22 protein-coding genes and 1 riboswitch are annotated in these 17,424 nt (G+C 72.1%); of the genes, 3 read left to right on the top strand and 19 right to left on the bottom strand.

The features are described from left to right. Nucleotides 1–3: 3 nt before the first annotated feature. The 7 genes from cobU to ACLFRB_RS04555 all read right to left on the bottom strand — a co-directional run bounded on the left by cobU (nt 4) and on the right by ACLFRB_RS04555 (nt 5,920). Complete coding sequence (cobU, locus tag ACLFRB_RS04585) at nt 4–519, bottom strand: bifunctional adenosylcobinamide kinase/adenosylcobinamide-phosphate guanylyltransferase (RefSeq protein ID WP_411067825.1); 516 nt, start codon at nt 517–519, stop codon at nt 4–6. Nucleotides 520–522: 3 nt separating this feature from the next. After that, nucleotides 523–1,002 carry a PIN domain-containing protein gene (locus ACLFRB_RS04580; protein ID WP_411067824.1) on the bottom strand — a complete coding sequence of 160 codons (480 nt, stop codon included), beginning with the start codon at nt 1,000–1,002 and terminating at the stop codon, nt 523–525. Beyond that, nucleotides 974–1,222, bottom strand: a complete 249-nt coding sequence (locus ACLFRB_RS04575) for a DUF6364 family protein (RefSeq protein WP_411067823.1) — start codon at nt 1,220–1,222, stop codon at nt 974–976. The genes ACLFRB_RS04580 and ACLFRB_RS04575 overlap by 29 nt, the downstream gene beginning before the upstream one ends. An 84-nt stretch (nt 1,223–1,306) precedes the next feature. Continuing rightward, entirely contained in the window at nt 1,307–2,080 is a 774-nt protein-coding gene (locus ACLFRB_RS04570; RefSeq protein WP_411067822.1) for an ABC transporter ATP-binding protein, read from the bottom strand. Continuing rightward, nucleotides 2,077–3,105, bottom strand: coding sequence for a FecCD family ABC transporter permease (locus tag ACLFRB_RS04565; protein WP_411067828.1), 1,029 nt, complete (start codon nt 3,103–3,105; stop codon nt 2,077–2,079). Before ACLFRB_RS04565 ends, ACLFRB_RS04570 begins: the two co-directional genes overlap by 4 nt. Nucleotides 3,106–3,138: 33 nt before the next feature. Further along, a complete protein-coding gene (locus tag ACLFRB_RS04560) occupies nt 3,139–3,951 on the bottom strand; it encodes an ABC transporter substrate-binding protein (RefSeq protein ID WP_411067821.1) in 813 nt (270 codons plus the stop codon). Nucleotides 3,952–4,051: 100 nt separating this feature from the next. Further along, nucleotides 4,052–5,920, bottom strand: coding sequence for a TonB-dependent receptor domain-containing protein (locus ACLFRB_RS04555; protein ID WP_411067820.1), 1,869 nt, complete (start codon nt 5,918–5,920; stop codon nt 4,052–4,054). Nucleotides 5,921–6,025: 105 nt separating this feature from the next. Further along, nucleotides 6,026–6,272, bottom strand: a riboswitch (cobalamin riboswitch). A gap of 181 nt (nt 6,273–6,453) precedes the next feature. Between ACLFRB_RS04555 and ACLFRB_RS04550 the strand changes: the two genes are divergently transcribed. Continuing rightward, nucleotides 6,454–6,690, top strand: coding sequence for an AbrB/MazE/SpoVT family DNA-binding domain-containing protein (locus ACLFRB_RS04550; RefSeq protein ID WP_411067819.1), 237 nt, complete (start codon nt 6,454–6,456; stop codon nt 6,688–6,690). After that, nucleotides 6,687–7,088: a PIN domain-containing protein gene (locus ACLFRB_RS04545; protein WP_411067818.1), complete on the top strand. Its 402-nt coding sequence runs from the start codon at nt 6,687–6,689 to the stop codon at nt 7,086–7,088. Before ACLFRB_RS04550 ends, ACLFRB_RS04545 begins: the two co-directional genes overlap by 4 nt. On the opposite strand, the gene cobM is transcribed toward ACLFRB_RS04545, so the two are convergent. The 3 genes from cobM to cbiE form a co-directional block, all read right to left on the bottom strand. Beyond that, the gene (cobM, locus tag ACLFRB_RS04540; RefSeq protein WP_411067817.1) at nt 7,085–7,867 is read right to left on the bottom strand and encodes a precorrin-4 C(11)-methyltransferase; all 783 of its coding nucleotides are present in this window, start codon (nt 7,865–7,867) and stop codon (nt 7,085–7,087) included. The genes ACLFRB_RS04545 and cobM overlap by 4 nt on opposite strands. Nucleotides 7,868–8,056: 189 nt before the next feature. Then, on the bottom strand, nt 8,057–8,437 hold the full coding sequence (locus tag ACLFRB_RS04535) for a cobalamin biosynthesis protein (RefSeq protein WP_411067816.1): 381 nt from the start codon (nt 8,435–8,437) through the stop codon (nt 8,057–8,059). After that, complete coding sequence (cbiE, locus tag ACLFRB_RS04530; protein ID WP_411067815.1) at nt 8,434–9,681, bottom strand: precorrin-6y C5,15-methyltransferase (decarboxylating) subunit CbiE; 1,248 nt, start codon at nt 9,679–9,681, stop codon at nt 8,434–8,436. The genes ACLFRB_RS04535 and cbiE overlap by 4 nt, the downstream gene beginning before the upstream one ends. Before the next feature lie 34 nt (nt 9,682–9,715). Here cbiE and ACLFRB_RS04525 point away from each other — a divergent pair, with 34 nt between their 5' ends. Next, nucleotides 9,716–10,480, top strand: a complete 765-nt coding sequence (locus ACLFRB_RS04525; RefSeq protein ID WP_411067814.1) for a cobalt-precorrin-6A reductase — start codon at nt 9,716–9,718, stop codon at nt 10,478–10,480. On the opposite strand, the gene cobJ is transcribed toward ACLFRB_RS04525, so the two are convergent. The 9 genes from cobJ to ACLFRB_RS04480 all read right to left on the bottom strand — a co-directional run bounded on the left by cobJ (nt 10,462) and on the right by ACLFRB_RS04480 (nt 17,404). After that, a complete protein-coding gene (gene cobJ, locus ACLFRB_RS04520; RefSeq protein WP_411067813.1) occupies nt 10,462–11,232 on the bottom strand; it encodes a precorrin-3B C(17)-methyltransferase in 771 nt (256 codons plus the stop codon). The two genes, ACLFRB_RS04525 and cobJ, sit on opposite strands and share 19 nt — an antisense overlap. Continuing rightward, nucleotides 11,222–11,974: a precorrin-2 C(20)-methyltransferase gene (locus ACLFRB_RS04515; protein WP_411067812.1), complete on the bottom strand. Its 753-nt coding sequence runs from the start codon at nt 11,972–11,974 to the stop codon at nt 11,222–11,224. Before ACLFRB_RS04515 ends, cobJ begins: the two co-directional genes overlap by 11 nt. Continuing rightward, a complete protein-coding gene (locus ACLFRB_RS04510; RefSeq protein ID WP_411067811.1) occupies nt 11,971–12,612 on the bottom strand; it encodes a precorrin-8X methylmutase in 642 nt (213 codons plus the stop codon). Before ACLFRB_RS04510 ends, ACLFRB_RS04515 begins: the two co-directional genes overlap by 4 nt. Then, nucleotides 12,602–13,996: a precorrin-3B synthase gene (gene cobG, locus ACLFRB_RS04505; RefSeq protein WP_411067810.1), complete on the bottom strand. Its 1,395-nt coding sequence runs from the start codon at nt 13,994–13,996 to the stop codon at nt 12,602–12,604. The genes ACLFRB_RS04510 and cobG overlap by 11 nt, the downstream gene beginning before the upstream one ends. 6 nt (nt 13,997–14,002) lie before the next feature. Continuing rightward, nucleotides 14,003–14,332, bottom strand: coding sequence for a type II toxin-antitoxin system PemK/MazF family toxin (locus ACLFRB_RS04500; RefSeq protein ID WP_411067809.1), 330 nt, complete (start codon nt 14,330–14,332; stop codon nt 14,003–14,005). Next, on the bottom strand, nt 14,322–14,522 hold the full coding sequence (locus ACLFRB_RS04495; RefSeq protein ID WP_411067808.1) for a DUF2281 domain-containing protein: 201 nt from the start codon (nt 14,520–14,522) through the stop codon (nt 14,322–14,324). The genes ACLFRB_RS04500 and ACLFRB_RS04495 overlap by 11 nt, the downstream gene beginning before the upstream one ends. A 76-nt stretch (nt 14,523–14,598) precedes the next feature. Continuing rightward, the gene (locus ACLFRB_RS04490) at nt 14,599–15,372 is read right to left on the bottom strand and encodes an ABC transporter permease (protein ID WP_411067807.1); all 774 of its coding nucleotides are present in this window, start codon (nt 15,370–15,372) and stop codon (nt 14,599–14,601) included. Further along, complete coding sequence (locus ACLFRB_RS04485) at nt 15,369–16,298, bottom strand: ABC transporter ATP-binding protein (protein WP_411067806.1); 930 nt, start codon at nt 16,296–16,298, stop codon at nt 15,369–15,371. Before ACLFRB_RS04485 ends, ACLFRB_RS04490 begins: the two co-directional genes overlap by 4 nt. Then, the gene (locus tag ACLFRB_RS04480; RefSeq protein WP_411067827.1) at nt 16,295–17,404 is read right to left on the bottom strand and encodes a cobalt-precorrin-5B (C(1))-methyltransferase; all 1,110 of its coding nucleotides are present in this window, start codon (nt 17,402–17,404) and stop codon (nt 16,295–16,297) included. Before ACLFRB_RS04480 ends, ACLFRB_RS04485 begins: the two co-directional genes overlap by 4 nt. Nucleotides 17,405–17,424 lie beyond the last annotated feature (20 nt).

The following is a 17,424-nucleotide window of genomic DNA, read 5'->3' as shown; positions in this document are numbered from 1 at the left end:
CTCCTACGACTCGTCCTTCAGCGTCCAGGGCAGCCCCGCCACCACGAAGGTCACCCGCTCGCAGCGCTCGACCACCGCCTGGTGCAGCCGGCCTGCCTCGTCCACGAACCGGCGCGACAGGGGGTCGGCGGGCACCACCCCCTGCCCCACCTCGTTGCTCACCAGCAGCACCTCGCCGGAGACCTCCTCCAGGGCGGCCAGGAAGGCGGCCCGCTCCCGCTCCAGGGCCTCCTCGCCTTCCCCCAGCAGGTTGCTGAGCCACAGGGTCAGGCAGTCCACCAGCAGGCAGCGGCCCGGCCGGGCCTCCTCGCGGAGCACGCGGGCCAGGGCCACCGGCTCCTCCACCAGGCCCCAGTGACCGGGACGGTCGGCCTGGTGGCGGGCGATGCGCGCCGCCATCTCCTCGTCCCCAGCGGTGGCGGTGGCCACGTAGACTACCCCTCCGCCCCAGTCTTTGGCGCGCTGCTCGGCCAGGCGGCTCTTGCCGCTGCGGGCGCCGCCCAGGATGAGGTGGGGCATGGGCTACACTGACCCCGGGTCCTGGCGGAAGGGATTCATCACCCGGATGCCATTCAGATCCTGCCCTTCCTGGAGGCCTTCGGTGAGCAAATAATCCGCGGAGCTCCATTCCGCCGCGGCCACAATCAGGGCATCCCACCAGGACAGCAGGAACTGCTCCTGCAGGCGCCACGCGGCTTCCAGAATCGCCACATCCGTCCGAACGGGCTGCCAGGCCACGAGCGCCCGGATGTCCTGACGCGCCTCAGCGGCAGGCATGGCGGGATTCAGCTTCTGCGTGACCGTGATATAGAACTCCTGCAGGACCTGATAGCTCAGGCAGCCGTTTCTGTCGTGCCAAAGGCGATCCATCCAGGCCCGGGCGCGTTCCCGCTTTTCCGGCTCATTGGCATCGCGGGCGTAAACCAGAAGGTTGGTGTCGGCAAAGAACTGTAGGGCGGCCATGAGCAGACCTTCAATCCCGCTCGCCGGAGTGGCGCTCATGGAGCTCGTCCCGGCTGGGCAGCTTCTTCCCGGGCTCGCCGAGAGGCCAGGCGCCCCGGCTCAAATAGCGTTCCATGGCCGCCCGGTATTCGGCGTCCTCCTGCATGCGCTGCCGCAGCAGATCGCCCACGAGCTTGGAGACGCTCGTATCGTGCTCGGCCGCCCAGACCTTGGCCCAGCGCGCCGTTTCTTCGTCCAGGGAGATGGTCACATTCTTCATGGCACGACCCTCGTGCTGCACAGATTTCGTGCTATACGGTTCTGATGCCGATTGGACCACACCACTGCGCGAAATTTCCAGGATCTAGGAAGAGCGCCCCCACGGCACCACGTAGGGCTCGCCGTCCTGCTCGCCGTACACCGCCCGGATGCCGAATACGTCGCCCAGATGGCGGGGGTCCAGCACCTCCCGGGCCGTTCCCTGGGCCGCGAGCGCGCCCTCGTCCATGAGGAACAGGCGGTCGCAGAAGCGGGCAGCCAGATTCAGGTCGTGCAGCACCAGGGCCACGGTGCGGCCGGCACGGGCGTAGTCGCGCACCAGCTCCATGAAGTGGACCTGGTGGTAGGGGTCGAGGCCGGCCACGGGCTCGTCCGCCAGCAGGGTGGAGGGCTCGCCGGCCAGCACCCGGGCCAGCAGCACCCGGGCGCGCTCGCCGCCGGAGAGCTGGGTCACCGGCCGGTCGCGCAGCGCCTCCACCCCGGTGGCGGCCAGCGCCCGGTCCACGGCGTAGGCGTCCGCGCTGCCCAGGCGCTGCCAGGGCCCAAGGTGGGGCAGCCGGCCCAGGGCCACCACCCGCTCCACGGGCAGCGGCCAGTGCACGGTGGCCGCCTGGGGCAGGTAGCCCAGCTCCCGGGCGCGGTCGCGGCCACGCATGCGGTCCAGGCGCGCGCCGTTCAGGCGCACCTCGCCCTGCTCCGGGGCGTGCAGGCCGGCCAGGGCGCGCAGCAGGGTGCTCTTGCCGGCACCGTTGGGACCGAGGATGGCGGCCACCTCCCCCGGCTGCAGCGTCAGGCTCACCCCGTGCACTACCGCCCGGCCGCCCTGGGCCAGGGTCAGGACCTCCGCTTCCAGGCTCAAACCGTCATCCTCCGCGTCTTGAGCACCAGGTGGAGGAAGAACGGCGCCCCCACCAGGGCCGTGACCACACCCAGCTTGAGGTCCAGGTCCGGGGAGAAGCGCAGTCCCAGATCGGCGAGCAGCAGCAGGATGGCGCCCCCCAGGGCGCTGGCGGGGAGCAGGCGGGCGGGCTGATAGCCCACCAGCGGCCGCAGCAGGTGCGGCACCACCAGGCCGACGAAGCCGATGCTGCCTGAGACCGCCACCCCGGCGCCCACCGCCAGGGTGGCCCCGGTGATGATGCGGAACCGCAAGGCGTTCAGGTTGAAGCCCAGGCTTCGGGCGGTCTCCTCGCCCATGCTCAGGGCGTCCAGGGCACGGCCGGCGGAAAGCAGCAGCGCCACCCCCGCGGCCATGAACGGCAGGCCCCAGGCCACGTGGTCCATGCCGCGGTCGGCCAGGGAGCCGAGCAGCCAGAACAGGATCTCCGTGGTGGCGTGGGGGCTGGGCGCCAGATTCAGGGCCACGGAGATGAGCGCACCGGCCAGGCTGGAGATGGCCACCCCGGCCAGGATCAGGGTCTGGACGTTGGCCTCCCGGCCGGCCAGGCCATAGAGCAGCACCAGCGACAGCAGGGCACCGGCCATGGCGGCGGCCGGCAGGGCCAGGGGCACGGCAGCGGCCACGCCGGTGTAGAGGGTGACCACGGCCCCCAGGGCGGCGGTGTTGGAGATGCCCAGTACCCCGGGCTCCGCCAGGGGGTTGCGCAGCAGGCCCTGCAGCCCGGCCCCGGCGATGCCCAGGCTCGCCCCCACGGCCACGCCGAGCAGGGTGCGGGGCAGGCGCAGCTCCTGGACGATGAGGGCCTCGGCGGTGGAATCCGGGGCCCACAGGGCCTGCCAGACCTGACCGGGGGCAAGGGCCACGGGGCCCAGCCCCAGGCTGGCCACGCTCAGAGCGAGCACCGCCGCCCCCAGCAGCGTCAGCAGCCAGCGTCCCGTCCCCCCATGGATCCCGCCGGGGGGTACGCCCCCGGAGGCTCGCATCCCGCTATCGGTACCCATGCCTGTCCTTTCTCCTCAAAGTCCCAGCTTCCCGGGGTCGGAGACCTGGATCCCGTAGGCATGCTCGGCCAGACGGGCCACTGCCTTGGCGTTGAACCAGCCACCGCAGTTCCAGAGTCGGCCCGGGAGCCACATGCGGGGCCGGCGCGTCTCCAATGAAGCGAAAACCGGGTGTTGCATCACCCCCTGCGCCAGGGAGGGCTCCGCATCGGCGAAGCCTGCCAGGATCAGGAAGTCCGGACGGGTGCTGACCAGGTGCTCCAGCGGGAACTCCTTGTAAGAGCCCGCCCCCACCTCACGCCCCACATTGCGCAGCCCGGCCGCCTGAATAAGGGTGTCCAGCAGGGCGCCCTCACCCACGGTCACACCGTTGGGCCGCACGGCCAGGGTCCGCAGCCGCTCCTCCGGAGGCGGCAGGCGCTCGGACACCGCCTCCAGCGTGCGGTCCATTCCGGCCACGAGCCGCTCCCCCCGCTCCGGGTGGCCCAAGAGCTCGGCCATCCTCCGAATGTTGTCGCGGATGGCGGGGAAGTCCTTGGGGCTGTCCAGGGTGACCACGCGGTACCCCAAATCATCCAGCCGTTCCCGCGTCTCCCGCTTGGTGTAGGGCCCGGAGACCACCAAGTCCGGATCCTGGGCCAGCACTTCCTCGGCGTGGCCGTGGTTCACCGAATATGCCGCGGCCTCCTCGGACATATAGGAGAAGGCCGGACTGCGCGCACGGTTGGAGACAGAGGCGATCTGCTCCGGATCCGCGAGCCCCAGCACCAGCTGGTCGGTGCAGGCGTTGATGGAAACCACGGTGGGCCGGTCGGCGGCCCCCGCCACGCCGGCCGGCATCCCCAGCAAGACCGCGGCGGCCAGGGCCGCCACGGTCCGAAGGAACAGGGGAACGGGCGCCCTGCGGACGCCCCCTTGGAAAGCGGGCCTAGTGCGCCCCATAGCTCAGGCTCACGAAGAATTCCCGGCCATGGGTGTTGTAGCCCTGCACCCTTTCGTAGTCCTTATCCAGGACATTGTTGGCCTCCACCTCCAAGCGCCAGGCATCCCCCAGGGCGCGGGAGCCCCGCAGGTGCAGGAGGGCGTAGCCGGGCATCTCCTGCTCGTCGGTGTTTTCCACCCCGTCGTAGCGCTTGCCCTTGGCCTCCACGGTGCCGCCGAAGGCCCACCGGTCCGTCCAGGTCTTCTGAACGTCCAGGGTGCCGCTGGCCTTGGCCCGACGGGGCAGCTGGTTGCCGGTTTCCTCGTCCTCGGGCTCCAGATAGGTCACCGAGGGACGCACGCGCCAGCCGCCCTTGTGCAGGTCCGCGGAGAGCTCGGCGCCGCGGATGCGGGCCTCGGCGAGATTCTCCGGGGTATCCACCCAGCCGTCATTATTGGTGTCCACGTTGACGATCAGCTCCTCCACCCGGGTCTCGAAGGCCCGCAGCTCCCAGCTCCCCCAGCCGGCCCGACCCTCCAGGCCCAGCTCCGCGGTGCGGGATTCCTCCGGTTTCAGATCGGGGTTACCGAAAAACCCAAAGCGGCCGTCCGGCCAATAAAGGTCATTAAAGGTAGGAGCCTTGAAGGCCGTGCCGTAAGAGGCCACCAGCTTCAAGCGCTCGGCAAGCCGGAAGCCCAGGTTCGCGTTGCCGGTGGTGTGCGCGCCGTAGGCCTCATTGTCGTCGTGCCGAAGGCCGAGGCCGACCTCCACCGGGCGCCAGTCGGCGAGCCACTGGCCGAACGCCGCCCGATTGTACCGGCTGTCCTCGGCGTACTCGCCACCGGACTCCAAATCGTAATCCAATCGGTCCTCCCGGAAATCGGCTCCCAGCACCAGCTCCTGGAAATCGGTGACATAGAGGCTGTTGCTCCACGAGGCCTCCTGCCGCCGGGTCCCGTGGAAGTCGGTCCGTTCGCCGTCCTTGAGGATCTCGCTCTCGTCCCGGCTCTCCCCGACCCGCAGCCGGGTGTCCCAGACGGCCCCCACGGACTGGCGGAAGGTCGCGGCGGCGGACTGCTGGACGATCTCGTCCTCCTGATCGGCATCGGGCTCCGATGGGCTATCGTATTCCGTGACTCCCTCGGCGCGCATGAAGTCCAGCCCCACCTCGCCCCCTGCCCAAAGCTCCTGCTCCAGGCTTGCCGACGCGGCGGTGCGCTCGTAGCCGTCATGGTCGGGGTTGCCTCCGTCCAGGGCGTCGATGCCCTCGGTGGCCACATGGTCCAGGCCCAGGCTGTAGCGGGTGTCGGCGCTGCCGCCCCGCACCCCGGCGCTAGCCTCGCGGTGCTCGTGGCTGCCGTAGCCGATTTCCGCATGGGGGTGGAACCCCTCCTCGCCCTGACGGGTGAAGATCTGGATCACCCCGCCCACGGCCTCGGCACCATACAGGCTGGAGCGGGGCCCGCGCACCACCTCGATGCGCTCGATCTGCTCCACCGGCAGGTGCTGGAAGGCCGCCTTGCCGGTGGTGGCCGAATTCTGCTTGATGCCGTTCACCAGCACCAGCACGTGGTCGCTGTTGGTGCCGCGCAGGAAGACGCTGGAGTCCTTTCCCGCCCCGCCGCTGTTGCTCATCTGCAGGCCCGGGACCCGCTGCTCCAGAAGGTCCTGGACACCGTGGGCGTTGCTGTTGGCGATGTCGTCCCGGTCGATCACCGTGGTGGCCGCCAGGGTCCGGGTGGGTTCCTGGGGGGTCCGGCTCGCGGTCACCAAGGTCTCTTCCAGCTGGGGCGGGGTCGCGGCGGTGGCGGGAACGAGGGGCAGGGCCGCGCCGAGCAGCACGGTTCCGGCGTACGGAAAACGGGAATGAAGCAAGTTGTCCTCCTGAGACGTGCACACCCGCACGGGCCGGGCACCTCGGAGGACTTCACAGGCGGGACGGGAAGGCGGAGGTCCGCGCCCGGCACCGCCCTCCGCAGCGCCGCAGCCGAAACCCCAGGCCGGTCTCCGGGCTGGCGAGCTGGCGGATCCCTTCGGACACCGCCGGGACAGCCGCCTTCCCGCGCTTTTGCGCAGTGGCATGAAGGCCGTCCCGTCACTCGCCTACCGTTGCGGGGGCAGCGCCGGCTTTGGCTCCCCTGGTCTCCCAAGGCGGGCCATACCGGACTTCCCGTTTCATTCCGCGGCCCTGCCGGGGCCGCGGAACACCTGAGGCGGGTTTTCTGGATTGTCATTGCCGGGCCACCCCGGCAAAAAGATGCCCAATAACCTACATGGGCCACCCGGGGACGTCAAAATCGGGCACCGGATTTCGGCCAGCAGCCGGAATCTCGGGGCATTGACCTGGACGCAACCGGCTCCTAAGCTTTCCTTACCGAAAAGTAAGGAATTTTCCCCAAGGTAAGGCCATGGAAGCGACCATCAGCAGCAAGGGCCAGATCACCCTGCCCAAGGATCTCCGGGACCAGCTCCATCTCCAGACCGGCGACCGGGTCACCTTCCTGGTGGAGGAGGACGGCTCCGTTCGGCTGATTCCCAAGCACCTCTCCATCAGGGATCTTCGGGGAAGCCTGCCGAAGCCGTCCCGGCCGGTGAGCCTGGAGGACATGGATCGGGCCATCGAGAAGGGCAGTGCAGGCGGATGATTGCCCTCGACACCAACCTCCTGGCCCGCTATCTGACGGAAGATCACCCGGAGCAGGCGGCAGCAGCGGCCCGCATCCTCGAGCAGGAATGCTCTCCCGAGCGGCCAGGCTTCGTGGCTCAGGTAGTGCTCTGCGAGCTGGTTTGGGTTCTGCGTGGGGCCTATGGCTACGACAAAGAACAGATCGCCAGCGTCCTGGAGCGCATTCTCACCGTGGCGGAGCTTACGGTGGAGAGGGAGGAAGTGGCCTGGCGCGCCCTGGCGGCATACCGCTCCGGGCCGGCCGACTTCGCCGATTACTGCATCCTGTTTACCAGCCAGGAGGCTGGATGCGAAACCCTCTACACCTTCGACCGCAAGCTTGCCCGGAGCCCGAAGGCGGTGGTTCCGGAAACTTAGCCCCCCTGCTCTTCACCCTCCCCCCTCTGGCCCCGGAAACGACGCACGTGCTTCGGGTCATAGAGGGCGCTGTTCCGGAAATCCCCGGGGTCCAGGGCGGGTCCCACCAGGATCAGCGCGGTTCGCCGCAGCGGCAGCTCCGCGGCCTGGTCGGCGATGGTGTCCAGGCGGCCGGTGAGAACGGTCTCGTCGGGCCAGCTCGCCCGCAGCACCACGGCAGCGGGACACTCGGCGCCGTAGTAGGGGGTCAGGCGGGCCGCCACGTCCTCGATGTTGTGCAGGGACAGGTGGACGGCCAGCGTGGCGCCGGTGGCGGCAAAGGCCTCCAGGGTCTCCCCGCACGGCATGGAGGAGGCGCGTCCCTGGGTCCGGGTCAGCACCACCGATTGCGCCACCTCGGGCACGGTGAGCTCGCGCCCCAGGGTGGCGGCCGCTGCGGAGAAGGCCGGGACGCCGGGGGTGATGGTGTAGTCGATGCCCATTTCCTCCAGCCGCCGCACCTGCTCGCTCAGGGCGCTGTAGACGGAGAGGTCCCCGGAATGCAGCCGCGCCACATCCTGGCCGGCCGCTTGGGCCTGCTCGATCTCCGCCATGATCTCGTCGAGGGTCATGGGGGCGGTGTTGACCACGCGGGCACCCTCCGGGGCATGGGCGATAACCTCCTCGGGGACCAGGGAGCCGGCGTAGAGGCACACCGGGCAGGCGGCGATGCGGTCGCGGCCGCGCAGGGTGAGCAGGTCGGGGGCGCCGGGGCCGGCGCCGATGAAATGGACGGTCATGCTTCCTCCTGAAAGGGTCACCGCTCTCCGATAGCAAGGTTGGAATGGGCAGCATGAACCCGTGACAGCGCACGTAGGAGCTTGCTTTAGCAAGCGAATCGTTGATGGGCGGTGGGCCGGTTCCACGGCTCGCCTGCTGAAGCAGGCTCCTACAAAACCCGGGGGCACCGGTCCTGCCGAACTGCGGCTTTATCCGGTCCCCTGCCCTATGGCCGCTGCGCAGGTGGCCCGGGGGCTGGCCGTCTTGGCTACCACCAGGCGCGCGTCCGTCCCGGCGGCAGCCAGCGCCGCGGCCTCGGCCACCGAGGTCAGGCCCACGGCGGCCCCGGCCCGCACCGAATGGGCCAGCCCCTCCTGGAACGGGGCCAGGTCCTCGGGGCTCAGGTACAGCGGCGTCAGGTCCAGGCGCTCCGCCACCGCCTCCAGGAGGCCGCTTGCACGCTTGCGCTCCAGGGTGGCGATGCGGTGGGGACCGGGGTCGCCGGGAGCGGCTTCCAGGACGCCGGCGGCGAGCGCCTCCAGCTCCGCCGCGGTACACCGGGCGCTGAACCCCACACCGAGCGCGATCACCGCACCACCAGCGACCAGATGGTCACCGGGCGCAGGGGGCTCCAGCCGCTGAAGCCGCCCAGGGGCTCGGCGCGGTCCACCGCCAGCCGGGTGAGCTGCCCCCCCAGGCGCTGACGCGCCTCCGCCAGCACCGCGTCCCCCTCCACGGTGACGCTGTTGGCCACCAGGCGCCCGCCGGCGGGCAGGGCCTCCCGGCAGCGGTCCAGGAGCCCGGGGGTGGTCAGGCCGCCGCCAATGAAGACCGCGTCGGGACCCGGCAATCCCTCCAGGGCCTCGGGGGCCTTGCCCTCGACGGTTTGCAGGTCCGGCACCCCCAGCGCCCGGGCGTTGGCGGCGATATTCGCGATCCGCTCCGGGCGCGGCTCCACCGCCACGGCGCGGTTGGCCGGGTCCGCCAGCATCCACTCCACGCCGATGGCGCCGGAGCCGGCACCGATGTCCCACAGCAGCTCGCCGGCGCCCGGCGCCAGGTGGGCCAGGGTGACGGCGCGCACCTCCCGTTTGGTGATCTGGCCGTCGTGCGCGAAGGCCTCCTCCGGCCGGCCCGGCGCGCGGGCCACCGGCCGGGCCTCGGGATCCGCCCGACAGGTCAGGGCGATGGTGTTCAGGTCCGCCACCGCCGCTTCCCCCCAGTCGGTGGCCCGGGCCTCCCGGCGCCGCTCCTCCGGCCCGCCCATGCGCTCCAGCACGGTCAGGGTGGAGGCGCCGAAGCCGCGCTCCACCAGCCGCCGGGCCAGGGCCGCGGGGGTGGTGCCGTCCCAGCTGAGGAGCAGCAGGCGGGCCCCGTCGTGCAGCCGGGGGTGCACGCGCTCCAGGGCCCGGCCATGCAGGGACAGGCAGCGGGTCTCCTGCAGCGGCCAGCCCAGGCGCGCCGCGGCCAGGCTGAAAGCCGAGGGCGCCGGATGGGCCACCATCTCCTCCGGCGGCAGGCGCCGGGCCAGGGTGGCGCCGATGCCGTGCCAGAAGGGATCGCCGCTGGCCAGGACGCACACCGGCCGGCCGCGCCGCGCCTCGATCCACGGCAGGGCGTCGGTGAGGGGCGAGGGCCAGGCGATGCGCTCCTGCCCGGGGACCTCCGGCACCAGGTCCAGGTGCCTCTCCCCGCCGAACACGGTCTCCGCCCGCTCCACGGCGGCCCGGGCGGCAGGGGTCAGCCCCGCCGCGCCGTCCTCCCCGAGACCCACCAGGGTCAGCCACGGTTGCCCATCCCGGACGGGGCTTCCATCATTACCGGGCTGTGGCATCGTCCCCTCCCCCTCTCCATCCGGGAGCGTTTCCATGCGGGTATTGATCCTTGCGGGCACCGCGGAGGCCACGGCCCTGGCCCGGCTTCTGGAGGGCCATCCGCGGCTCGACGGCACCGTTTCCCTGGCCGGGCGCACGGCGCGTCCGGCCCGTTCCAATCTGCCCCAGCGCAGCGGCGGCTTCGGCGGGATAGCGGGGCTGGCGGACTACCTGCGGGCCAACCGGTTCGAAGCGATGGTGGACGCCACCCACCCCTTCGCCGCCCGCATCTCCGCCAACGCGGCCGCCGCGGCGCGCCAGGCCGGCGTGCCCCTGGCGGCGCTGGAGCGCCCGCCCTGGGAGCCCACCGCCGGGGACCACTGGATCCCGGTGGCCGACCTGGGGGCCGCGGCGGAGGCGCTGCGCCCCCTGGGCCGGCGGGTGCTGGTGACCACCGGGCGCCAGGAGCTGGCCCCCTACGAGGCGGTCCCGGACAAGCACTACGTGATCCGCACCATCGACCCGCCGGAGCCGCCCCCCGCCCTGCCCGACGCGGTCTACATCCAGGACCGGGGCCCCTTCCACCGGGACGCCGAGGCGGCGCTCATGGCCGAGCACGGCATCGAGGTTCTGGTGACCAAGAACAGCGGCGGCGACGCCACCCGCGGCAAGCTCGACGCCGCCCGCGAGCGCGGCATCCCGGTGGTCATGGTGGAGCGCCCGGAGCGCCCCGCGGGCGTGCCGCTGCACCACGACCCGGCCGCGGCCCTGCGGTGGCTGGAAGACCTCGCCGCCGGCGGTCATTCCGCCTCCTCGTAGTACCGCGGGGTGTAGACCCGGAGCGTGCCGTCGGGCCCCTGCAGGACCCGGGTGGCGGGGATCCCCACCAGCACCAGGGTGCGCATGTCGGCGCGGGCCGGATCGGCCTCGCCCAGGGTGGTGACGGTGAGGCGCTCCTGGTCGCCGCGGCCGGCGGCGGTGGCGAAGATCACCGGGGTATCCGGCGGGTGGACCTCCCTGAGCACCTCCAAGACCCGGCCCAGCTGCCAGGGCCGGGCGCGGGAGGCGGGGTTGTACAGGGCCATGACCAGCCCCGCCTCGGCGGCCAGGCGCACCCGGCGCTCCACCACCGCCAGGGGCTTGAGGTTGTCGGACAGAGAGATGGCGCAAAAGTCGGCCCCCAGCGGTGCGCCCAGGCGGGCGGCGGCGGCCTGCATGGCCGACACCCCGGGGTGCACGGTGACGGCCACATCCTGCCAGCGGCCCGCCGTGTCCCGGTCCACGGCCTCCAGCACCGCCGCCCCCATGGCGAAGACCCCGGGATCCCCGCCGGAGACCACCGCCACCTTCGCCCCCTCGGCGGCCAGATCCAGGGCGTGGCCGGCCCGGGCCAGCTCCTCCCGGTTGTCGGAGGCGTGGCGGCGCTGGTGGCCCGCGGCGACCCGGTCCAGATAGGGGCCGTAGCCCACCAGGTCCGTGGCCTGCTCCAGGATTCCGGCGGTCTCCGGGGTCAGCCATTCCGGCCCGGCGGGACCGGTGCCCACCACCGCCACCCAGCCCTCACCGCTCATCGGCGCGCACCCCGCGGCCCGGCAGCACGATCAGGGAGAAATACGGCGCCTCCGCCGGGGCCTCGGTCAGGGGCATGACCGCCTCGTCGGCCATGCTCGCCCGGGCCACGTACCAGGCCTCCGCGCTGCGGCCCAGCTCCTCCAGGAGGGCGACGATGCGGTCGCGGTGGCTCCCCACCTTCATGATCACCACCGCATCCGCCCCGCTCAGGGCGGCGCGCAGCTCCGCCTCGGGCAGGGTTCCGGGAATCACCGTCAGCACGTCATCGCGCATGGTCAGCGGCTTGGGCAGCTGAGCCGCCGCGGCCAGGGGCGATGGCACGCCGGGGACCACCTCGGTGGGGAAGCGGTCCTTCAACCGCAGATAGGCGTGCATGAAGGAACCGTAGAAGAAGGGGTCGCCCTCGTTGAGCACGGCCACGTCGCGCCCGGCCGCCAGGTGCTCGGCCAGCCGCTCCGCCGACTCGTCGAAGAAGGCCTCGATGCGCTCGCGGTACTCCGGGGAGCCGTGGGGCAGCTCGGTGGTGACCGGATAGACCAGGGGCAGCTCCTCCTGGTCGGCCTTCAGGTGGGCCTCGGCGATCCGGCGCGCCTGGCCGGCGCCGCCGCGGCGGCAGAAGTGGGCCACCACCGGGCATTCGCCGATGAGGCGGGCGGCCTTGAGGGTAATCAGCTCCGGGTCGCCGGGGCCGGTGCCGATGCCGTACAGGGTGCCCGGCCGAGCGCTTGGGTCGTTGCTCATATACGGTCACTCGCGAGCGCGTTGACGGCGGCGGCGGTGATGGCGCTGCCGCCGCGCCGCCCACGCACGGTCAGGTACTCCAGCCCCAGCGGGCTTTCCGCCAGGGCCTCCTTGCTCTCCACGGCTCCCACGAAGCCCACGGGGATGCCGAGCACGGCGGCCGGGCGGGCCGATTCCTCGCCCAGGATCTCCAGCAGCCGGAACAGCGCCGTGGGGGCGTTGCCGATGGCCACCACGGCGCCCTCCAGCTGCGGGCGCCACAGCTCCAGCGCCGCGGCCGAGCGGGTGTTGCCCAGCTCGGCGGCCAGGTCCGGAACGCGCTCGTCGCGCAGGGTGCAGACCACCGAGTTGTCCGCCGGCAGGCGGGCGCGGGTGATGCCGTGAGCCACCATCTCGCTGTCGCAGAGGATGGGGGCGCCCGCGGCCAGCGCCGCCCGGGCCGACGCCGCGACCCCGGCGGAGAAGCCGATGTCCCCGGGCAGATCGGTCATGCCGCAGGCATGGATCATGCGCACCACCGCGGGCACCAGGTCCTCGGGGAACCGGGCCAGGTCCGCCTCCGCCCGGATGATGGCGAAGGACTCCTCGTAGATGGCCCGGCCGTCGCGGATGTAGTCCGCGGGGCTGCTATCCGCCATGCCCCACCTCCCACCGGACCCGGGCGGCCAAGGTGCTCTTGCCCAACCGTTCCATGGTTGTCTCCACACGCTCTCCTTGTCGTTGTTCGCTCGCCACCACCCGGCCGAGGGCGGCCAGCCAGCGCCAGGCCGCCTCCGGCGCCAGCCCCGTTTGCAGCGGCTCCGCCGAGCCATCCGCCACGTTCAGGGTGTAGCCGTCCGCGGCCGCGGTCAGGACCGCCGCGGCCGCGGCGGGCTCCCCGCAGCCCTTTTCACAGCCGCTCACGTGGAGCCGCCCCCCCCGCTCCAGCAGATCGGCCGCCGCATCGGCCAGGGTGGGCGCATCCGTCCGCGTAGCCGCGGCGGCCGCATCGCAGCCGGGGGCGCCGATGCAGGCGCTCACCCTCAGCCGGGGATCGGCGGGGTCGCTGATGGCGCCCAGGGCCTCCAGCGCTGGCAGGGCGTCCGGACCGGCCCCGATGACCAGCACCGTCCGCCAGGGGGTAACGCGCAGCGTGCCCCCGGAGCCGGCCTCCACCAGCCCGGCCAGGCCTTCCAGCTGGTCGGCGCTCAATGCGCCGAAGGGGAAGGCCGCGCCCACCCAGGCGCCCTGGGGGGCGCGGCCGAGGAAATCGCCCGGGGCCGCGGCCGGGCGCCGGGCCACCGGCTCCGCCCCGGATACCGGCTCCAGCCCCGCCATTCCCTCGAAAGGCTCCGTGCCGAAGCGGTCCACCGCCTCCGCCAACCGCCGGGGCGGCTCGGCCGCGGTCTGGCGGAGGGCGCGGAAACGCTCCAGCACCGCCACCGCGGCCGGCACGGCCCCCTCCACGGTGACCCGGCCCAGCACGGCGGCGGAGCGGGCGGTGCCGCCCACCGCCAGGCGGTAGCGCAGTCCGGCCGCCGTGGCGACCGCCTCCAGGCGCACATCGGCGGGCAGGTCACCCAGGGGCGCCCGGCCGCCGCCGTCCACCACCACCCCCACCTTGGGCGGCAGCTCGCGCAGGGCGGGGCTGGCGGTGATGGCCTCCGCCAGCGCCCGGGCGAGGGGGCGGACATCGGCCACGGCCTCGGGGTCCACATCGGCTACGGGAGAGGCCACCACATTGCGCACCGCCTCCCGGTCGGGATCCGCGTCCGTCAGGCCGGTCCGCGCCAGCTCCTCCTGGGCGGCCGGCAGGGTCTCCGCCGTGAAACCGCGCAGCTGGAGGTTGGCCCGGTTGGTCAGCTCCAGAGCGCCGGAGCCGTACCGCCGGGCCACCCGGGCGATGGTGCGGGCCTGCTCGGGGTCGAGGCCGCCGATGGGATGGCGCAGCCGCAGCAGCAGGCCGTCGCCGGTCGCCATGGGGGCGACCACCCCGGGGCAGGCCTCGCGCACGCGGGGACCGTGCTCTCGTCCTTGTGTCATGGGGATCTAGCACCCGGTGTATTGGCAAAGACCTTGAAGGGCTTTCCCCAAAACCTCCGGCCTAAGCTGCCCGTACCGCTTGACGATGGTGCTTTCACTCAATGTGAAAACCTTGTCATAGCGGACCCAACTGAGCTTGGGGAGCTCGCCTTGAGAAAGGTCATCCGAGGTGATCGCTAGCCCATATTCAGGCGTCGGCACAGAGGTTACAGCAAGGCCGAAAAAGTCTCCGTGGCGGTCGGGTGGCGTAATTATCACCACCGGCCGCCGCTTGGAGGTATGCAGGTCCGAGTAAGGGAAAGGGATGGCAACCAGCTCCCCAGGCTCACCACTCATCCCAAACCTCGTCTTCGGGATTGGCCCAGGTATGCTGCATTGCTGGTTCCTGGGACTTTTTCAGCTCCTCAAGGCCCGGCTCATTCAAGCCATGCTTGGCCTCCAGGTAGCCAATAAAATCAAGAACCTCTTTGGTAAGCGGCTCCGGGAGCCGCCGTACTTCCTCATAAATGCGGTCCGCGATGCTCATCGAGGGGCCCCTCCAGCCAGTCTTTGCGTTATACCGCTCATGATACGGCTTCCAGAACGGCAAACTAACCCTGAACCTACGCCCGGATGCGGACGCCCCGCGCCACCAGCCCCCAGGCCAGGCCGCCCACCGCGGCAGTGGCCGCCGCCAGGATGCCGAAGGTGGCGGTGCCGTCGAAGCCGCCCGTGCCCAGCAGCCCGTGGCGGAAGCCGGCGATCATGTAGTGCATGGGGTTCGCCGCCGCCACCGTCTGCCACGGCTCATCGAGGCGCTCCACCGGGTAGAACAGCCCGCCGAGATAGATGAGCGGGGTCAGCACGAAGGTGGAGATCACCGAGGTGTGGTCGAAGCTGCGGGCGAACAGGCCGTTGATGAGCCCCGCCAGGGCGAACAGCAGGGCGCTCGTTACGGCGATCCCCAGTGTGGCCAGCGGGTAGTGGACCTGCAGCGAGGTGAAGGGCAGCGCCACCAGCAGCACCAGCCCCCCCGCCAGCAGGCCGCGCAGCACCCCGCCCGTGGCGAACCCCGCCACGATCAGCCAGGCCGGCAGGGGCGCCACCAGCAGCTCCTCGATGTGGCGCTGGAGCCGCGCCCCGTAGAAGGCCAGGGTGACGTTGCTGTAGGCATTGGTGACCACCGCCAGGATGATCAGCCCGGGCAGGAGGAAGTCCGCATAGGGCACCCCGCCCATGCCGCTCAGCTCGCGCCCCACCAGGTGGCCGAAGATGGTCAGGAACAGCGCGGCGGTGACCACCGACGGCAGCAGGTTCTGCACCCAGGCGCGCAGGAAGCGGCGGGTCTGCTTCACCACCATCCCGCGGTAGGCGTACCAGTAGCGCTGCGTCCTCATGGCCGGGCCTCCCCCTTGCCCACCAGCTCCAGGAACAGCGACTCCAGCCGGTTCTGCTTGTTGCGCAGCCCCGCCACCTGCAGGCCGGCGGCGGCCACCCGCCCGAACAGCGCGGTGATGTCCTCGTCGGCGGCGAGGTCCACCTCCAGGGTCCAGGCATCCGGGCAGCGCACCGTGGCCGGGTCCAGGCAGGGCACCTCCTCCACGGGCGCGGCCAGCTCCAGCACCAGGGTCTGGTGGGCGAGGCCGTGCAGCATGTCCGTGGTCCCGCCCCGCGCCAGGATGCGGCCCTGGTCGAGGATGGCCAGCTCCCCGCACAGGGCCTCGGCCTCCTCCAGGTAATGGGTGGTCAGCAGGATGGTGACGCCGTCCGCGTTCAGGCTGCGCAGCAGGTCCCAGGTGGCGTGGCGGGCCTCCAGGTCCACGCCCGCGGTGGGCTCGTCGAGGATCAGCAGGCGGGGCTCGTGCACCAGGGCCCGGGCGATCATCAGGCGGCGCTTGAGCCCGCCCGACAGCCCCCAGGCGGTCTGCCCGCGGCGCTCGGCCAGGCCCACCTGCGCCAGCACCTCGCCGGTCCGCTCCCGGGCCCGGCGCGGCGGCAGGCCGTAGTAGGCCGCCTGGGTCTCCACGATCTCCCCCACCGGCTCGAAGCTGTTGAAGTTCACCTCCTGCGGCACCACGCCCATGCACTCCTTGGCCGCCACCGCCTCGCCGTCCAGGTCGTGGCCGAATACCCGCACCCGGCCGCTGTCCGGCCGCACCAGGGAGGTGAGCAGGCCGATGAGGGTGGTCTTGCCGGCGCCGTTGGGCCCGAGCAGGCCGAAGAAGCTGCCGTCGGGCACCGTCAGGTCCACCCCGGCCAGGCCCACCCGGCCGCCGGGATAGCTCTTGGCGACGCCCTCCAGGGCAATGGCGGCCCCGCTCATGGCCGCGCCTCCGGCTCCCCGGCCGCCTGCCCCACCACCCGGCCCTGGCGGTCCACGGCGCAGACCTCCAGCTCGATGGCGGCGGGCAGCAGGCGCCGGGCCTGGGTCCAGGCGCGGGCGCAGACCCGGTCGGCCAGGGGGACCCCGGCCTCCTGGCAGGCCGCCAGGGCCTCCATGGCGGTATTGGCGCCGGCCACCCGCGCCACCAGCTCCGCCCCCGCGCCGAGCCGCTCCGCCTCGGCAGCCAGGCCGGCCAGGTCGATGGCGCACTTGCGGCTGTGCGTGTCGAGGTGGCCGTCGGCGAACTTGCTGAGCTTGCCGAAGCCCGCCATCAGGACCACGGCGGGAATGGGATGCTGGCGCAGGTACTTGAGGGCGGCGCCGAACAGGTCGCCCATCTCGATGAGCGCCATGTCGTCGAGGCCGTAGCGGGCCTGCGCCGCGGCCTCGCTGGTCCCCCCGGTGCAGCAGGCCACCCGGTCCAGCCCGTTGGCGCGGGCCACGTCGATGGCCTGATGGATGGAGGCGATGTAGGCGGAGCAGGAAAAGGGCCGCACGATCCCCGTGGTGCCCAGGATGGAGATGCCGCCTTCGATGCCCAGGCGCGGGTTCATGGTGCGCTGGGCGATGCGCTCGCCGCCGTCCACGCCCACGGTGACGGTGAAGCCTCCGGGGTGGCCCAGCTCGGCGGCCACCTCCTGCAAATGGTCGGTGATCATCCGCCGCGGCACCGGGTTGATGGCCGGCTCCCCCGGCGGCACCGGCAGGCCGGAGCGGGTGACGGTGCCCACCCCGGCTCCCGCCCGGAAGGCCACCCCCGTTTCGGCAGTCGGCTCGATCCGCACCCAGACCCGTGCCCCGTGGGTGGCGTCGGGATCGTCGCCGCCGTCCTTGATGACACCGGCCTCCGCGCCCCCCGGCACCGCCTGAAAATCCCGGAGCGGCAGGGTCACCCGCTCGCCCCGGGGCAGGGTCACCGGGACCGGGTCCGCGGGCTCTCCCCCGAGGGCCAGGCGGGCGGCCGCCACCGCCGCCGCGGTGGCGCAGACCCCCGTGGTGAGCCCGGTGCGCAGGCCACCGCCCCCTTCCGGGGTTTCCGGGCGCATGCCGCCCGGCTGCACGGTTC

Source organism: Thiohalorhabdus sp. (assembly GCF_046545655.1).
Taxonomy (GTDB): Bacteria; Pseudomonadota; Gammaproteobacteria; order Thiohalorhabdales; family Thiohalorhabdaceae; genus Thiohalorhabdus.
This window is presented reverse-complemented; position numbering and strand designations above follow the sequence as displayed.

Excerpts from the sequence above, each read along its gene's own strand:
- cobU (WP_411067825.1), bottom strand. The coding sequence starts at position 519 with ATGCCCCACCTCATCCTGGGCGGCGCCCGCAGCGGCAAGAGCCGCCTG.
- ACLFRB_RS04580 (WP_411067824.1), bottom strand. The coding sequence starts at position 1,002 with ATGAGCGCCACTCCGGCGAGCGGGATTGAAGGTCTGCTCATGGCCGCC.
- ACLFRB_RS04575 (WP_411067823.1), bottom strand. The coding sequence starts at position 1,222 with ATGAAGAATGTGACCATCTCCCTGGACGAAGAAACGGCGCGCTGGGCC.
- ACLFRB_RS04565 (WP_411067828.1), bottom strand. The coding sequence starts at position 3,105 with ATGCGAGCCTCCGGGGGCGTACCCCCCGGCGGGATCCATGGGGGGACG.
- ACLFRB_RS04550 (WP_411067819.1), top strand. The coding sequence starts at position 6,454 with ATGGAAGCGACCATCAGCAGCAAGGGCCAGATCACCCTGCCCAAGGAT.
- ACLFRB_RS04545 (WP_411067818.1), top strand. The coding sequence starts at position 6,687 with ATGATTGCCCTCGACACCAACCTCCTGGCCCGCTATCTGACGGAAGAT.
- cobM (WP_411067817.1), bottom strand. The coding sequence starts at position 7,867 with ATGACCGTCCATTTCATCGGCGCCGGCCCCGGCGCCCCCGACCTGCTC.
- cbiE (WP_411067815.1), bottom strand. The coding sequence starts at position 9,681 with ATGCCACAGCCCGGTAATGATGGAAGCCCCGTCCGGGATGGGCAACCG.
- ACLFRB_RS04525 (WP_411067814.1), top strand. The coding sequence starts at position 9,716 with ATGCGGGTATTGATCCTTGCGGGCACCGCGGAGGCCACGGCCCTGGCC.
- cobJ (WP_411067813.1), bottom strand. The coding sequence starts at position 11,232 with ATGAGCGGTGAGGGCTGGGTGGCGGTGGTGGGCACCGGTCCCGCCGGG.
- ACLFRB_RS04515 (WP_411067812.1), bottom strand. The coding sequence starts at position 11,974 with ATGAGCAACGACCCAAGCGCTCGGCCGGGCACCCTGTACGGCATCGGC.
- ACLFRB_RS04510 (WP_411067811.1), bottom strand. The coding sequence starts at position 12,612 with ATGGCGGATAGCAGCCCCGCGGACTACATCCGCGACGGCCGGGCCATC.
- cobG (WP_411067810.1), bottom strand. The coding sequence starts at position 13,996 with ATGACACAAGGACGAGAGCACGGTCCCCGCGTGCGCGAGGCCTGCCCC.
- ACLFRB_RS04500 (WP_411067809.1), bottom strand. The coding sequence starts at position 14,332 with ATGAGTGGTGAGCCTGGGGAGCTGGTTGCCATCCCTTTCCCTTACTCG.
- ACLFRB_RS04495 (WP_411067808.1), bottom strand. The coding sequence starts at position 14,522 with ATGAGCATCGCGGACCGCATTTATGAGGAAGTACGGCGGCTCCCGGAG.
- ACLFRB_RS04490 (WP_411067807.1), bottom strand. The coding sequence starts at position 15,372 with ATGAGGACGCAGCGCTACTGGTACGCCTACCGCGGGATGGTGGTGAAG.
- ACLFRB_RS04485 (WP_411067806.1), bottom strand. The coding sequence starts at position 16,298 with ATGAGCGGGGCCGCCATTGCCCTGGAGGGCGTCGCCAAGAGCTATCCC.
- ACLFRB_RS04480 (WP_411067827.1), bottom strand. The coding sequence starts at position 17,404 with ATGCGCCCGGAAACCCCGGAAGGGGGCGGTGGCCTGCGCACCGGGCTC.